The following is a 15,246-nucleotide window of genomic DNA, read 5'->3' on the forward strand; positions in this document are numbered from 1 at the left end:
TCTCCTCGCGGGAGTGACGCCGACAGGCAGACCAGATCGACACCTCAGCCGTCGAGCAGTCCCGCCATCCACGCCTCGATGCCGTCGGGGTCCCGGGGCAGCGCGGCGGAGAGGTTCTCGTTGCCGTGGGCGGTCACCAGGACGTCGTCCTCGATCCGCACGCCGATGCCGCGGTACTCCTCGGGAACCAGCAGGTCGTCCGACTTGAAGTACAGGCCCGGCTCGATGGTGAACACCATGCCCGGCTCCAGCACCCCGTCGATGTACAGCTCGGCGCGCGCCACCGCGCAGTCGTGCACGTCGAGACCCAGGTGGTGGCTGGTGCCGTGCACCATCCAGCGGCGGTGGTGCTGGTTCTCGGGCAGCAGCGCCTCCTGCGCGCTCACCGGCAGCAGCCCCCACTCGGCCAGGCGCTCGGCGATGACCTTCATGGCGGCGTCGTGCACGTCCCGGAACCTGGCGCCCGGCACCGCGGCCGCGAAGCCCGCGTCGGCGGCGTCGAGCACCGCCTGGTAGACCCGGCGCTGCACCTCGGTGAACGTGCCGTCCACCGGGAGTGTCCGCGTGACGTCGGCCGTGTAGAGGGAGTCGACCTCGACGCCCGCGTCGACCAGCACGAGCTCGCCCGCCCGCACCTGGCCGTCGTTGTCGGTCCAGTGCAGCGTGGTCGCGTGCTCGCCCGCCGCGGCGATGGTCTCGTAGCCGACCGCGTTGCCCTCCTGGCGCGCGTGCCCGACGAAGGTCCCCTCGATCACCCGCTCGCCGCGCTGGTGCGCGACGGCCTGCGGCAGCGCGCGGACGATCTTCTCGAAGCCGTCGATCGTCGTGTCGACGGCGAGCCGCATCTGCTCGATCTCGTACGCGTCCTTGACCAGCCGCAGCTCGCTCAGCGCCTCCGCCAGCCGCTCGTCGCGCTCGCCGGCGGCCTCGGTCGCGCGGATCTCCTCGACCAGGTCGTCGATGGCCTCGTCGACGTCGGCGACCAGGCGCACCTGCACGCCGTCCTCGCCGACGTCCTTGGCCACCCCGTCGCGCAGGTCGTCGACGTGCGCCGTCGCGATGCCCGTGAGCGCCTCGAGGTCCTCGAGGGTCGGGCGCGCTCCGACCCAGAACTCGCCGTAGCGGGAGTCCGAGAAGAACTCGACCGTGTCGCGACCGGCCAGCGGGCGGATGTAGAGGACGGCCCGGTGGCCGCTACCGTCGTCGCCGGTGCCGTCCGCGACCGGGTGCAGCACCAGCACGGCGTCGGGCTCCTGCTCGACGCCCAGGCCCGTGAGGTGCGCGAACGCCGAGTGGGGGCGGAAGCGGTAGTCCGTGTCGTTGGATCGGACGCGGAACGTGCCGGCCGGGATCACCAGGCGGTCGCCGGGGAACCGGGCGGACAGCGCCGAGCGGCGGGCGGCGCTGTGGTCGGCCGCCGGGCTGCGCTCGAGGGTGGACGAGGGGCGCGGGCCCCAGCCGGACGTGATCCACCGGACGAACTCCGGGGATCCCGGTCGCTGCGACCTGTTGCTGCCACGGTCGGCGAGCGGCTGGGCGGGGGCGGCTTCGGGCGTCTGGTCCTCACTCATGGCGTCATCCTCCCATCGACGCCCACTACCGTGAGGCCGTGCGCATCGACCTCCATACCCACTCGACGGCGTCGGACGGGACCGAGGCACCCGCGCAGGTGGTGGCGGCCGCGGCGGCCGCGGGGCTCGACGTCGTCGCCCTGACCGACCACGACACGACGGCGGGCTGGGCCGACGCAGCGGCCGCGGCCACTCAGCACGGCATCGCGCTCGTGCGCGGGACCGAGGTCTCCGCCCGGGCGGATGGCATCAGCATCCACCTGCTGTGCTACCTGCAGGATCCGACGCACCCCGCGCTCACCGACGAGCTCGACCGCACGCGCGACGCCCGCCTGAACCGCGCGCGACGGATCGTCGAGCTCCTGGCGGTCGACGTGCCGATCACCTGGGACGACGTCCTCGCGCAGTCCCGCGACGCCGTGGTCGTCGGCCGCCCGCACATCGCCGACGCCCTGGTCGCGCGCGGCGTCGTGCCCGACCGCGACACCGCGTTCGCCTACCTGCTGGCCTCGAGCGGTCCGTATCACGTGCCCCACTACGCCCCCGACGGCCCCGACGCCGTGCGCGCGATCCGGGCCGCCGGTGGGGTCCCCGTCTTCGCGCACCCGGGTGCAGACGCCCGCGGCCACATCGTGCCGGACCGCGTCTTCGACCGGCTCGCCGCGGCCGGGCTTGCGGGCATCGAGGTGCAGCACCGCGACCACTCGCCCGCCCAGCGCGCCCGGCTGACCGCGATCGCGGAGCGCCTCGGCCTCCTGGTCACGGGCTCGAGCGACTACCACGGGGACGGCAAGGCCAACCGGCTGGGCGAGAACCTCACCGCGCCCGAGGTGCTCGCGGAGATCGAGGACCAGGGGACGACGACGGTGGTGCGGCCGTGAGCAACGTGTTCGACGCCTACCTGTTCGCGTCGGTCTTCATCACCCTGTTCGTGATCATGGACCCGCCCGGCGTGGTGCCCATCTTCCTCGGGCTCACGGGCGCGATGACCCGCCACCAGCGCAACCGGGCCGCGCGCCAGGCCATCCTGGTGGCGCTCGGCGTCATCGTGGCGTTCGCCCTGTTCGGGCAGTCGCTGCTCAACTACATGCACATCACCCTGCCCGCGCTGCAGGCGTCGGGCGGCCTGCTCCTGCTGCTCATCGCGATGGAGCTGCTCACCGGGAAGATGGAAGAGCCTCAGCCGTCCGGGAACGGCAAGGTCAACGTCGCCCTGGTGCCGCTGGGCACGCCGCTGCTGGCCGGCCCCGGCGCCATCGTCGCCACCATGGTGTTCGTCCAGCAGTCCGACAAGACCCTCGCCGACTGGGTGGCCATCGCGCTCGGCGTCGTCGCGGTGCACCTCGCGCTCTACCTGGCGATGCGGTTCGCCAACGTCATCCACCGCATCCTCGGCGACTCCGGCACCATCCTGGTCACGCGGATCGCCGGGCTCCTGCTCGCCGCCATCGCCGTCCAGCTGGTGGCCGACGCGGTCGAGGCGTTCATCAAGGCGGCCTGAGTCGGCTCACCATTCCGACAGGTCTCCGAGCGGGATCGGGTCGAGAGGGAACGGCGGCGGCGGGGGTGTGCCCGTCGCCGCACGTCCTTCGCGTTCACGCGCACACCATGGCAGCGCACGAGGGTCCGCGGGCGCCGGACGCGGCGAACCACCCGTTCGACGTCCCCGACGACGACGGGCGCCCGCTCCGTGGAGCAGGCGCCCGTCGCGGATCGATCGAGGCTCAGGCCTCGGGCGTCGACGCCTGCTGAGCGCTGCCCTCGGCCGACTGGCCGCTGCGCGTGCGTCGGCGGTTGCGGCTGCGGCGGCTGGTGCCGCCGGTCGACCCACCCTCGGTGCCCTGCTCGGCCGTGGCCCCGTTCGACGGCGCCGACGACGACGTCGCGGGGGCGTTGTCGCCGCCACCCTCGCCGCGACCGCGACCGCGGCCACCGCGACGACGACGGCTGCCGCCCTCGGGGGACTCGCTCGACTCGTCGGCGGGACGCTCGGTCTGCGGGCCGGACGTCCGCGGGGCCGACGCGCCGCGCCGCGAGTCGCCGCCCCGGTTGCCGCGGATCGCGTCGGAGTGCGACCCGGTGGGCCGTCCGCCGCTCGACTTGCCGTGCTTGCCGGTCTCGCCCAGGTCCTCGAGCTTCTCGGCACCGAGGCCCTCGCGGGTCTGCTGCGCCTTGGGCAGGCGCCCCTTGGTGCCCTCGGGGATGTCGAGGTCCTCGTAGACGTGCTTCGAGCTGGAGTACGACTCGATCGGCTCCGGGATGCCCAGGCCGAGCGCCTTGTCGATCAGGCCCCAGCGGGGGATGTCGTCCCAGTCGACGAACGTCACCGCGGTGCCCTTGGCGCCCGCGCGACCGGTGCGGCCGGTGCGGTGCAGGTACGTCTTCTCGTCCTCGGGGCACTGGTAGTTGATGACGTGCGTGACGGCCTCGACGTCGATGCCGCGGGCCGCGACGTCGGTGGCGACCAGCACGTCGACCTTGCCGTGGCGGAACGCGCGCAGCGCCTGCTCGCGGGCGCCCTGACCGAGGTCGCCGTGCAGCGCGCCGGCCGCGAATCCGCGCTCGACCAGGTCGTCGGCCACCTTGGCGGCGGTGCGCTTGGTGCGCGCGAAGACGATGGTCAGACCTCGGTCGCGCGCCTGGAGGATGCGGGCGAGCATCTCGACCTTGTCCAGGGCGTGCGCGCGGTAGACGACCTGCTTGATGTTCTTGACGGTCTGGCCGTCGTCGTCCGGGTCGGCCGCGCGGATGTGCGTCGGCTGCGTCATGTAGCGGCGCGCCATCGCGACCACGGCGCCCGGCATGGTCGCCGAGAACAGCATGGTGTGCCGGCTCGCGGGCGTAGCGGCCAGCAGCGTCTCGACGTCCGGCAGGAAGCCCAGGTCGAGCATCTCGTCGGCCTCGTCGAGGACGACCGCCTTCACGTGCGAGAGGTCGAGGTGCTTCTGCTTGAGCAGGTCGATCATGCGACCGGGGGTGCCGACGACCACGTCGACGCCGCTGTTCAGCGCGGCGATCTGCGGCTCGTACGCGCGGCCGCCGTAGACCTGCAGCACGCGGACCGACCGGCGCGAGGAGGCGGTGGCCAGGTCGCCGGCCACCTGCACGGCGAGCTCGCGCGTGGGGACGACGACGAGCGCCTGCGGCTTGCCGGGGTGGGCCAGCTGGTCGTAGCCCTCCTCGCCGGGAGCCACGACGCGGTGCAGCAGCGGGACGCCGAAGCCGAGGGTCTTGCCGGTGCCGGTCTTGGCCTGGCCGATGATGTCGTGGCCCGAGAGGGCGACCGGCAGCGTCATCGCCTGGATGGGGAACGGGTGCGTGATGCCGGCGTCGGCCAGCGCCTGGACGATCTCGGGGCGGACGTCGAAGTCCGCGAACGAGGCCTCCACCGCCTGCACGGAGGACCAGGTGTTCTTCAGGGGACGGGTCATGGGCTCGGCCAGAGCAGAGACCTGCTCCGGCGTCTCGTCGGTGGTGGTCACGAGGACTCTTCACTGCGAAGGGTGGCGGGCCGCGCGCTGCCGGGGCCGACGGGTGTCGGAGCGTCCCGGGCGACAGCGGAGATCACCACGCGGGTTGGCCGGCAGCCGATCGTGCAAGTCGACTCGCGCGCGTCGTCCGGACGGGTCCGGGGCTGCGCGAGAATGGGTCTGATCGTCGAACGAACGGGGATTCCTAGACGACCGGGCAACCGAATTACCTGCACAGTCTATCCGACTGCTCCCGCAGGCCGGTCGACGCCCCGCCGGGGCTACGATCCTCGGATGACGACGACGCACGCACGGACCGGTGTCGAGGACGTTCCCGCCGTCGGCTCGCTCGAGCACGACGACGCCGTCGAGCTCCTGGGCCTGGTCGCGCAGCTCGAGCACGTCGCGTTCGCGCGCCTCGCCGCGGACGCGTCGCTCGCACCGACCATCGAGCAGAGCCTCGAGCTCAGCCGGTTCGCGGCCGCCGCGGTCGAGCGGCGCGACCGCGTGCTGGCCCGCATCACGGCGATCGGCGGCGACCCGGTGTCCGCGGTGCGGCAGTACCACGACGTGCTCGACGACTTCGACGCCCGCACGCAGCCGAGCTCGTGGTGGGAGCGCCTGCTCAAGGCCTACGTCGGCTACGGCGTGGCCGACGACTTCTGCCGGCTGGCCGCGGAGGGTCTCGACGAGGGCTCGCGCGCGGTCGTGCTCGAGGTCCTCGACGACGCCTCGCACGCCGAGCTGGCCGTCGCAGAGCTGGACGCCGCCGGGTCCGCCGACGGCGTGCTCACCGCGCGTCTCGCCCTGTGGGGCCGGCGCCTCGTCGGGGAGGCGCTCGGGGTGGTCCAGCGGCTGCTCGTGCAGCGGCCGGCCCTGGTGCGGCTGGTCGCCCAGGGTTCTGCGGCCACCGCGGACGCCGCGTTGCCGAACGCCCCGACCAAGCTCTTCGGCGAGCTCACCGCGCAGCACACGCGCCGGATGGGCCGTTTGGGCCTCACCGCCTGAGCACGAGAGAGCCCCGCACGGACGGTGCCGTGCGGGGCTCTCTGCTGCGTCGTCAGATGTTGCCGAAGCCGACGCGCCCCTTCGACTCGGAGCCGATCTCGACGTAGCCGAGGCTCGCCGTCGGCACGATGACCCGGCGGCCACGCACGTCCACCAGCTCGAGGGCCGGCCGGCCGCTCAGAGCGGCTGCCACGGCGGCTGCGACCTCGTCCGGCGTCTGGTCGGACTCCAGATTGATCTCCCGAGGCAGGTTCTGCACGCCGATGGTGATCTCCACCGTCATCTCCTTCACGTCCTTACTCCACGCAGTGGTTCTCGGGTCGACCCGTGCCTCGATCAGCCCGGTGGGCCGTGGCACGTCGTCCGATCCTAGGCGTCCTCGTACTCGAAGTCGGGCCGGATCAGCGCGGACACCCCACCCCACGCCAGCTGGGAGACCAGCTCGACGGTGCGTTCGGGCCCGACGTCAGTCGGCTGGCGCAACCGGTGGGTGGCGGCGCCCTGTGCCATGGCGATGAGCGAGATGGCCAGCATGCCCGCGTCGTCGATCGACAGCGCTGTGACCTGCGACAGCACAACGGCGATGCGGCGCGCGGCCTCCGATGACGCGTGCTCGACCCGGGCGCGCACGTCGGCGTCGTGCGTGACGTCGGACTCGAACAGCAGCGCGGACGACTCTCCTGCGCCCTCGACGAACATGATGTACGCCTTGACGATCGCGGCGATGACGTCGCGGCCGTCGCCCCTGCGCACCGGTCCCTGCTCGATGCCCGAGACGGCGGTGTCGACGGCGACGAGCAGGTCCGCGCCGTTCTGGTCGACCACGGCGAGGTAGAGGTCCAGCTTGGACGGGAAGTGGCGGTAGAGGACCGGCTTGCTGACCTCGGCGCGGTCGGCGATGTCGTCCATCGAGACGTGGTGGAAGCCCTCGGAGGAGAAGAGCTCCTGGGCCATGCGCAGGACCTGGGCGCGACGCTCGTCGCGCGCCATCCGGGGGCTGCGCGCCCTCGGGGTCGAGTCGTCCGTCCCGTCCGTCATTCCGGCATGGTAGCGACGGGATGTGTCAGGAGTGCGACGATGACGGGGTGACGGCTCCGCGTGCGCGCCCGACGGGCCAGGGACCAGGGCGGACGCGCAGACGCTCGCCGGTTTCTCGTCGTCGGCCCCGCCGGGCCCACCGGAGCCCTGTCTCTGCGGTCGCAGCAGGCGCCGCGGTCCTCGTCGGACTCGCGCTCGGCGCCGGCGGGGCGTGGTGGACCACGGGCTCGCCGCAGGCGGTCGCGATGCTCGACACCGTGCTCGGGGACGAGTCCAGCCCGGCGTCGACCGGTGCGCACGACGCCGAGCTGCTCGACCGCGACGGTTCGCAGAGCCGGATGTCCGGTGGCCGCCAGCCGGCCCTCGCGGACCCGGTGGAGGCACCCCTCGGCATGCTTCCCACGGAGCCCCCGCCCACCGTGTTCGCGCTGCCCCCAGGGCTGACCGCGCAGGACGTCGCCGCGGGGCTGCTGTCCTCGGAGGTCCCCGAGTCGGCCGCCGGCACGTTCACGGTGGTCGCGGGCAGCGACCCCGGGCCGGGCGTCGGTACCGTCCGCACGGTGCGCGTCGAGGTCGAGGACGGCCTGGCGGTGGACGGGGAGCTGTTCGCCGCGACCGTGATGGCCACGCTCAACGACCCGCGCAGCTGGGGCGCGGACGGGTCGCTGTCGTTCGCGCGCACGGACGGCGACGCCGAGATGCGGGTTCTGCTGGCTTCGCCGACGACGATCGACGCGCTCTGCGCGCCCCTGCGGACCGACGGCGAGGTGTCCTGCGGACGGGCCGGCCACGCCGCGCTGAACCTTCGGCGCTGGGTCGAGGCGACGGACGAGTTCGCCGCTGACAAGACGCTGTACCGGCAGTACCTGGTCAACCACGAGGTCGGACACCTGCTCGGCCACGCGCACGAGAGGTGCCCGGGGGCCGGCCAGGTGGCCCCCGTCATGCAGCAGCAGTCCTACCGGGCGGCCCCGTGCGTGCCGAACGCGTGGCCGTTCCCCTGACCACCGTGTGACCACGCTCTGACCACTCTCTTGGCACTCTCTTCCGGTTTTCCCCTGTCGTGACCTCCGGTAGCGGGTCGTGCGCGGCGGTGTCGGTGGCTCGTGATGGGATCGTCCGCGTGACGCCCTCCACGCCCGCCCTGCGCCTCGTGCGCCCGGCGTTCGCGGACGTCCCGGCCGCCGGGCCCGGTGCACCCGTCGAGCTCGACGCCGAGCAGGCCGGGGTCGTCGCGGCCGTGGCCGCCGCATCGGACCGGGCACTCCTCGTCCTCGGCGCCCCCGGCACCGGCAAGACGACGGTCGCGCTCGAGGCGGTCGTGGCCGCGGTCGAGCACGGGCAATCGGCGGAGGACGTGCTCGTCCTGGCGTCGGGACGGCGCGCGGCCGCTGATCTGCGGGACCGACTGTCGGCGCGGCTGCGCCGGACCTCCGGCCGGCCTCTGGTGCAGACCGCGGCGGCGGCGGCGTTCTCGATCCTGCGCGCGCGTGCCTCGCTGCTGGGCGAGCCCGCCCCGACGCTCGTGTCCGGCGCGGAGCAGGACCTGCTGATCGGTGACCTGCTGGCCGGTCACGCGGCCGGCGAGGGCGTGCCGCTCGCCTGGCCGCCCGAGGTGCGCCCGGACGTCCTCGGCCTGCGCCCGTTCCGAGACGAGCTGCGCGACCTGCTGATGCGCGCCGCCGAGCGCGGCCTGACCCCCGTCGAGCTCGCCGCGCTCGCGGACGCGCACGGCCGGCCGGCCTGGGCCAGCGCCGCCCGGCTGTACGAGGAGTACCTCGACGTCGTCCAGCTGCGCACCGGCACCCCCGACCTCGGCGCCCGGCTGGACCCGGCGGTCGTCGTCGACGAGGCCGCGCAGGCCCTCGCCTCGTGGGAGGTCGAGGTCCCGGGTGCGGTCCGTCCGCGCTGGCGGCTCGTCGTCGTCGACGACCACCAGGAGAGCACCTCGGCTACCGCTCGCCTGCTGCGAGCGCTCGCCGACGACGGAGCCCGCGTGGTGCTGCTGGCGGACCCCGACGCGGCGGTCCAGACGTTCCGCGGCGCGACGCCGTCGCTGGTGGGTCGGGCGGGCGTCGACGGACCCGGACCCGGTGAGCTCGGCGCGCGCACGGTCGTGCTGCGGACGGCGTGGCGTCACGACGCCGCCTTGCGCGCGGTGGTCGGGCGGATCGCGGAGCGGGTGGGCGCGGTCGGTGCCGTGCAGCACCGGCGCGCCGAGCCCGGTGGCTCCGGCGAGGGCGAGGTGCGCGCCGCGATCCTGCCGAGCACCGCGCAGGAGGCGGCGTTCGTCGCGCACACGTTGCGCAGCGCCCACGTGGAGCGCGGGGTGCCGTGGGGCGAGATGGCGGTGATTGCGCGGTCGGGTGCCCAGGTCACGGCGCTGCGACGCGCCTTGGCGGGCGCGTCCGTGCCGGTCAGCGTGCTGGGCAGCGACGTGCCTCTGCGCGAGGAGCCCGCGGTGCGACCGCTGCTCGATGCGATGCGGGTCTGCGTCGGGGCGGTGGAGCTCGACGCCACGGCGGCCGCGCGTCTGGCGTGCTCCCCCCTGGGTGGTCTCGACACGGTCGGCCTGCGTCGCGTGCGCCGAGCGTTGCGCGCGCAGGAGCTCGCCCAGGGCGGCGGGCGCACCAGCGACGCGCTGCTCGTCGAGGCGCTCGGGTCCGACGACCAGGTCCCCGCGGCCGCCCGGCCCATCGCGCGGCTGGCCCGGGTGCTCGCCGAGGGGCGCCGCGCTGCCGCAATCGTCGGTGCCGATGCCCAGACCGTTCTCTGGGCCTTGTGGCACGCCGCCGAGCAGGCCGAGCCGTGGCGCCGGTCCGCGCTCGCCGGTGGCGCCGCGGGGGAGCGGGCGGACCGCGACCTGGACGCCGTCCTGGCGTTGTTCCGCGCGGCCGAGACGTTCGTGGACCGGATGCCGCGATCGACGCCGGGGGCGTTCGTCGACTGGCTGCAGGCGCAGGATCTGCCGTCGGACTCGCTCGCGGCACGCGCCCGCCGCGCGTCCGTGCAGGTGCTGACCCCGGCCGGCGCGGCCGGGCGGGAGTGGGACGTCGTCGTCGTGGCGGGCGTGCAGGAGGGGTCGTGGCCGGACCTGCGGCTGCGCGACTCGCTGCTGGGCGCCCAGGCGCTCGTGGACGTCGTCGCCGGACGCGTGGGGGCGACCGGCTTCGATTCCGCCGCGGCGCGCGAGGCCGTGCTGGCCGACGAGCTGCGCTCGTTCGTCGTCGCATGCTCGCGCGCGCGCCGCTCGCTGCTGGTCACCGCGGTGGACGACGCGGACCACCAGCCGTCGCCGTTCCTCGACCTGGTGGACCCGTCGGACGACGAGGTAGACCCCCGCCGCACCGTGGTCCCGGCTCCGCTCGACCTGCGCGGGCTGGTCGCGCAGCTGCGCGCGCACCTGGAGCAGGCGGCCCTGGACGGCACCGAACCCGATCCCGTGGCGGCGAGCACGCTCGCGCGGCTGGCGGCCGCCGGTGTGCCCGGGGCGGACCCCGCGCAGTGGTACGGCCTCGCGGCGCCGTCCAGCGACGCCCCGCTGTGGGCGGACGACGAGCGCGTGCCGGTCTCGCCGTCGAAGGTCGAGACAGCGCAGCGGTGCGCGCTGCGCTGGGCCCTCGAGGCGGCGGGCGGCACGGCGTCGAGCAGCGGCGGCCAGAGCCTGGGAACGCTGCTGCACGCGATCGCCCAGGAGCACCCGCGCGGCACCGAGGCGGAGCTGTCGGAGGCCCTGGACAAGCGCTGGGGCGAACTGGGGCTCGGCGCCGGGTGGCCGGCGCTGGCCACGCGCCGCAAGGCGGACGCCATGGTGCACCGGCTCGCCGTCTACCTGCGCACCGCGGGCGAGCCGCTGCTGGTCGAGGGGGCGTTCTCCGTCGACACCGACCGGGCGACGCTGCGCGGCTCGGCCGACCGGATCGAGCTCGTGGACGTCGACACCGCCGACGAGGCGGGCCCGGTGGTGCGTGTGGTCGACCTGAAGACCGGCGCCAGCCCGCCCAGCGTGAGCAAGTCCGCCGAGAACCCGCAGCTCGGCGCGTACCAGCTGGCCGTGGACGCGGGCGCGTTCGACGGGCTGCCCGACGGGGCGACCTCCGGTGGCGCGCAGCTGGTCTTCCTCGGCACCGGTGCGTCGGCCGTGCTGCGGACGCAGGAGCCGCTCGGTCCGGAGGTCGACGGCCCCAGCTGGGCGCGGACGATGGTGGACCAGGTGGCCGACCGCATGGCGGCGTCCACGTTCGAGGCGACCGCCAACGACTTGTGCGACCGGTGCCCGGTCCGGCGCTCGTGCCCGGTCCGCGGCGAGGGCGGGCAGGTGGTCGCATGACGGACGTGCTCTCGGCGGCGCAGATCGCCGCCCTCGTCGGCCAGCCCCCGCCGACCGCCGAGCAGCGGCTCGTCATCGAGGCGCCGCTCGGCCCCTCGCTCGTCGTCGCGGGCGCCGGGTCGGGCAAGACAGAGACCATGGCCGCACGGGTGGTCTGGCTGCTGGCCAACGGCATCGTCGAACCCGACCAGGTGCTGGGCCTGACGTTCACGCGCAAGGCGGCGGGCGAGCTGGCCGAGCGGGTGCGCCGCCGGCTGCGGACGCTGGCGCGAGCCGCCGCGGTGGAGGGCGTCGTCCTGCACGGCACCGTCGACCCCGGTCGCGGTGACGCGCTCGCCGGCCTGTCCCGGCCGACGATCTCGACGTACAACTCCTACGCGGCGTCCCTCGTCGCCGACCACGCCCTGCGGCTGGGTCTCGACCCGTCGGCGCGGCTGCTGGGCGAGGCGGCGCAGTGGCAGCTGGCCAGCGAGGTGGTCGAGGCGTGGAGCGACGACCTCGACACCGACGCGGCGACCTCGACGGTGATCGAGGCCGTCCTGACCCTGTCGGGCGCGCTGGACGAGCACCTGCTCGACGCCGCCGGTGCGCGCGCCGGGGTCGAGGGCATCCTCGAGGCGATCGCCGCGACGCCCGCGGGCGAGCCGGCGCGCGAGCCTTACTCCGAGGTCAAGAAGCTGCTGCGGTCGCTGGGGGAACGGGTCCGGGTGCTCGACCTGGTCGCCGAGTACCGGACGCGCAAGCGCGCGGGCGACGCGATCGACTTCGGCGACCAGGTCGCCCTGGCCGCGCGACTGGCGCTCGACGTGCCCGAGGTCGGTGCCGGCGAGCGGCAGCGGTTCCGCGTCGTGCTGCTCGACGAGTACCAGGACACGTCCTACGCCCAGCTGACCCTCCTCGGCGCCCTGTTCGGCGGGGGCCACCCGGTGACGGCCGTCGGGGACCCGAACCAATCGATCTACGGCTGGCGCGGCGCGAGCGCCGGCGGGCTCGAGGGCTTCCCGACGTCGTTCGCGCAGGTCCGCGACGACGGCACGCGCGCACCCGCGGACGTCCACCAGCTGTCGACCTCGTGGCGCAACGACCGGCTGATCCTCGCGGCGGCCAACCACGTCGCGGCACCCCTGCGCGCCTCGGCCACCCGCGTCGCGGTGCCGGTGCTGGCGGCCCGGCCGGGCGCTGGCGAGGGCCGGGTCCATGCCCACGTCGCCGAGACGCTCGAGGACGAGGCACGCGCGGTCGCGCAGTTCGTCCGCGAGCGGTGGCGGCCGGCCGGCCCGGGACGTGAGCGGGTCACCGCCGCGGTGCTGTGCCGCAAGAGGTCCCAGTTCGAGCCGCTGCGGCGCGCGATGCGGGACGCGGGACTGCCGGTCGAGGTCGTCGGCCTCGGGGGGCTGCTCTCGGCGCCCGAGGTGGTCGATCTGGTGGCCCTCCTGCAGACGGCCCACGACCCGTCCCGCGGCGACGCGCTCATGCGGCTGCTCACGGGTGCGCGGACGCGGCTCGGAGCGGCGGACCTGCACGCACTGGCGGCGTGGTCCGGCGAGCTCGCGGCCAGGCACGACGGCCGCGCGCGCGCCCGGGGGCACGCCGACGCGAGGAGGACGGCGGGCGACGGCACGGACGGCGGCGCACCGGTGTCGGGCGACGACGTCGTCGTCGAGGCCGACGCCGTCGACGAGCGCAGCATCGTGGACGCGCTCGACGCGATCACCGAGCTGCCGGCCGACGGCTGGACCAGCCGCGGCGGCCGGACGCTCAGCGCGGTCGGTCGGGCGCGGCTGGGCGAGCTGGCGTCGACCCTCCGCGTGCTCCGCGCCCACACCTACCTGTCGGTGCCGGAGCTGGTGGCCGAGGCCGAACGACTCCTCGGCCTCGACATCGAGGTGGCCGCACGCGCGCGGACCTCGCCGGGCAGGGCGCGCGCGCAGCTCGACGCGTTCCGGGACGTGGCCGTGGAGTTCGCCCGCTCCGCCGACCACCCCAACCTGGGGGGCTTCCTCGCCTGGCTCGAGGCCGCCGACACGCGGGAGAACGGGCTGGACATGCCGGTCTCCGAGCCCGACCCCGACGCCGTCCAGCTCATCACCGTGCACGCGGCGAAGGGTCTCGAGTGGGACGTGGTCGCGGTCGCGGGGCTGGTCGACGGCGGCCTGCCGGCCACGCCGACGCAGGGCAAGGACGGACCCAAGGACTCCGCGTGGCTGACCGGGCTCGGCTCCCTGCCCTACCCGCTGCGCGGTGACCGGCACGACCTGCCCGCGTTCGCGTACGCCGGCGCGGCGGACCCGAGGGACCTCGAGGAGCGCCGCAAGCGCTTCCTGCTCGACGCTGGCGACCACGAGGTGGCCGAGGAGCGCCGTCTCGCGTACGTCGCCCTGACGCGCGCCCGTTCCGACCTGTTGCTCACCGCGGCGTGGTGGGGCGACGGCACGCGGGTCCGCAAGGTCTCGACGTTCCTCACCGAGCTGGCGGAGGCCGGCCTCGTGGAGACCGGGGGCTGGGAGTCCGCGCCCGACGACGGCGGGACGAACCCGCGGGCGTCGCTGACCCTGACGGCGACCTGGCCCGCCGACCCGTTCGGCGCGGAGGCGGGCTCGACCCGCCGCCCGCACGTCGAGGCGGCCGCGGAGCTCGTCCGAGCGGCGATGGCTCGGCCGACGGCGCTGACGCCCACGGTGCCGCCAGCCACGGTGCCGCCAGCCACCGTGCCGCCGACCGCGGTGCCGCCAGCCACGGTGCCGCCGACCGCGGTGTCGCTAGCCATGGTGCCGCCGGAAGTGGTGCCGACGGAGGTCGCGCCTGTACCGGCGGCGTCAACCTCCTACGGCACTCCCCGGCAGCTCGAGGGCGTGGCCGACATCGGCAGCGTCGCGGGCGACGACCCGCAGCACCCGTGGGAGGTGCTGGCCGAGCGACTGCTCGCCGAGCGCGAGCGGGCACGCACGCCGTCGGGCGAAGTCGAGCTCCCCGCGCACCTGTCGGCCTCCGCGCTGGTCCGGCTGGAGGGCGACCCCGCCGAGTTCGCGCAGCACCTGCGCCGCCCGGTGCCCGCCGAGCCGTCGCCGCAGGCTCGCCGAGGCACCCGATTCCACGCGTGGGTCGAGGGCTGGTACGGCAGCGCCTCGCTGGTGGACGTCGACGCGCTGCCCGGTGCCGACGACGACGACGCGTCGCTGGACCTGGACGAGCAGGCGCTGCGAGAGGCGTTCCTAGCCACCGAGTGGGCGAACCGGTCGCCGGTCGCCGTCGAGGTGGACATCGAGATCTCGGTCGACGGCTACGTGCTGCGCTCCCGCATCGACGCGGTGTTCCCGGACACGATCGGTGCGGAGTCAGACGGTGCGGACGGCGGCCGTGTCGTCGTCGTCGACTGGAAGACGGGCGCTCCTCCGAAGGACGACGCGGCGCGGGCCTCCCGGGAGCTCCAGCTGGCCGTCTACCGGCTTGCCTGGTCCCGCTGGACGGGGACCCCTGTGGACCGGGTGCGGGCCGCGTTCTGCTACGTCGGCGCGGGGGTCACCGTGTACCCCGAGCGGCTGCTCGACGAGGCCGAGATCACCGATCTGCTGCGTTCGGCGACCACGGCGGACGGGCCGCAGGCGGCGCGTCCGGTCGTCGGACCCCGACCCAACCGGCGCGGCCCCCGGGCGAATCCTCAGGGACGTCGTCGCCCCGACTGGGAGACCGCGAACGCGGCACCGACCCGCCGTGCGGCACCGGCGACGGCTCCCACGCTGTTCGACGCGGACTGAGGGGCGCGGACCAAGCGTCAGCGGACGACGAACAGTCCGACCCACGTCGGCGCAAGGTGCGGCCCGCAAGGCGG

At 74.8% G+C, this 15,246-nt stretch carries 10 protein-coding genes; 6 read left to right on the forward strand and 4 right to left on the reverse strand.

Translation table 11 applies throughout. The annotated features are described in order from the left end of the window. Positions 1-44: 44 nt before the first annotated feature. Positions 45-1,571 carry an aminopeptidase P family protein gene (locus ACXJKA_RS09080; RefSeq protein WP_456824872.1) on the reverse strand — a complete coding sequence of 509 codons (1,527 nt, stop codon included), beginning with the start codon at positions 1,569-1,571 and terminating at the stop codon, positions 45-47. A gap of 38 nt (positions 1,572-1,609) precedes the next feature. Between ACXJKA_RS09080 and ACXJKA_RS09085 the strand changes: the two genes are divergently transcribed. Continuing rightward, positions 1,610-2,452, forward strand: a complete 843-nt coding sequence (locus tag ACXJKA_RS09085) for a PHP domain-containing protein (RefSeq protein ID WP_456824873.1) — start codon at positions 1,610-1,612, stop codon at positions 2,450-2,452. After that, positions 2,449-3,072 (forward strand): MarC family protein, encoded by a 624-nt coding sequence (locus ACXJKA_RS09090; RefSeq protein WP_456824874.1) that lies wholly within the window; start codon positions 2,449-2,451, stop codon positions 3,070-3,072. The genes ACXJKA_RS09085 and ACXJKA_RS09090 overlap by 4 nt, the downstream gene beginning before the upstream one ends. A 223-nt stretch (positions 3,073-3,295) precedes the next feature. Here the strand turns inward: ACXJKA_RS09090 and ACXJKA_RS09095 are convergent, their stop codons facing one another. Beyond that, complete coding sequence (locus ACXJKA_RS09095) at positions 3,296-5,002, reverse strand: DEAD/DEAH box helicase (protein ID WP_456824925.1); 1,707 nt, start codon at positions 5,000-5,002, stop codon at positions 3,296-3,298. Between the two features lie 333 nt (positions 5,003-5,335). On the opposite strand from ACXJKA_RS09095, the gene ACXJKA_RS09100 reads away from it, so the two are divergent. After that, complete coding sequence (locus ACXJKA_RS09100) at positions 5,336-6,049, forward strand: ferritin-like fold-containing protein (RefSeq protein ID WP_456824875.1); 714 nt, start codon at positions 5,336-5,338, stop codon at positions 6,047-6,049. A 52-nt stretch (positions 6,050-6,101) separates the two neighbouring features. Here the strand turns inward: ACXJKA_RS09100 and ACXJKA_RS09105 are convergent, their stop codons facing one another. Continuing rightward, the gene (locus ACXJKA_RS09105) at positions 6,102-6,332 is read right to left on the reverse strand and encodes a DUF3107 domain-containing protein (RefSeq protein ID WP_456824926.1); all 231 of its coding nucleotides are present in this window, start codon (positions 6,330-6,332) and stop codon (positions 6,102-6,104) included. An 86-nt stretch (positions 6,333-6,418) separates the two neighbouring features. Beyond that, positions 6,419-7,087: a TetR/AcrR family transcriptional regulator gene (locus tag ACXJKA_RS09110; RefSeq protein WP_456824876.1), complete on the reverse strand. Its 669-nt coding sequence runs from the start codon at positions 7,085-7,087 to the stop codon at positions 6,419-6,421. Between the two features lie 245 nt (positions 7,088-7,332). Between ACXJKA_RS09110 and ACXJKA_RS09115 the strand changes: the two genes are divergently transcribed. The 3 genes from ACXJKA_RS09115 to ACXJKA_RS09125 all read left to right on the forward strand — a co-directional run bounded on the left by ACXJKA_RS09115 (position 7,333) and on the right by ACXJKA_RS09125 (position 15,172). Beyond that, positions 7,333-8,091, forward strand: a complete 759-nt coding sequence (locus tag ACXJKA_RS09115) for a DUF3152 domain-containing protein (protein WP_456824877.1) — start codon at positions 7,333-7,335, stop codon at positions 8,089-8,091. Positions 8,092-8,210: 119 nt separating this feature from the next. After that, a complete protein-coding gene (locus ACXJKA_RS09120) occupies positions 8,211-11,417 on the forward strand; it encodes an ATP-dependent helicase (RefSeq protein ID WP_456824878.1) in 3,207 nt (1,068 codons plus the stop codon). Then, positions 11,414-15,172, forward strand: coding sequence for an ATP-dependent DNA helicase (locus ACXJKA_RS09125; RefSeq protein ID WP_456824879.1), 3,759 nt, complete (start codon positions 11,414-11,416; stop codon positions 15,170-15,172). The genes ACXJKA_RS09120 and ACXJKA_RS09125 overlap by 4 nt, the downstream gene beginning before the upstream one ends. Positions 15,173-15,246 lie beyond the last annotated feature (74 nt).

Source organism: Cellulomonas sp. P5_E12, from assembly GCF_054049315.1.

What these genes read in the sequence shown, in the direction of transcription:
- ACXJKA_RS09095 (WP_456824925.1), bottom strand. Translation starts at nt 5,002, where the DNA reads ATGACCCGTCCCCTGAAGAACACCTGGTCCTCCGTGCAGGCGGTGGAG.
- ACXJKA_RS09115 (WP_456824877.1), top strand. Translation starts at nt 7,333, where the DNA reads ATGCTCGACACCGTGCTCGGGGACGAGTCCAGCCCGGCGTCGACCGGT.
- ACXJKA_RS09100 (WP_456824875.1), top strand. Translation starts at nt 5,336, where the DNA reads ATGACGACGACGCACGCACGGACCGGTGTCGAGGACGTTCCCGCCGTC.
- ACXJKA_RS09125 (WP_456824879.1), top strand. Translation starts at nt 11,414, where the DNA reads ATGACGGACGTGCTCTCGGCGGCGCAGATCGCCGCCCTCGTCGGCCAG.
- ACXJKA_RS09080 (WP_456824872.1), bottom strand. Translation starts at nt 1,571, where the DNA reads ATGAGTGAGGACCAGACGCCCGAAGCCGCCCCCGCCCAGCCGCTCGCC.
- ACXJKA_RS09110 (WP_456824876.1), bottom strand. Translation starts at nt 7,087, where the DNA reads ATGACGGACGGGACGGACGACTCGACCCCGAGGGCGCGCAGCCCCCGG.
- ACXJKA_RS09105 (WP_456824926.1), bottom strand. Translation starts at nt 6,332, where the DNA reads ATGACGGTGGAGATCACCATCGGCGTGCAGAACCTGCCTCGGGAGATC.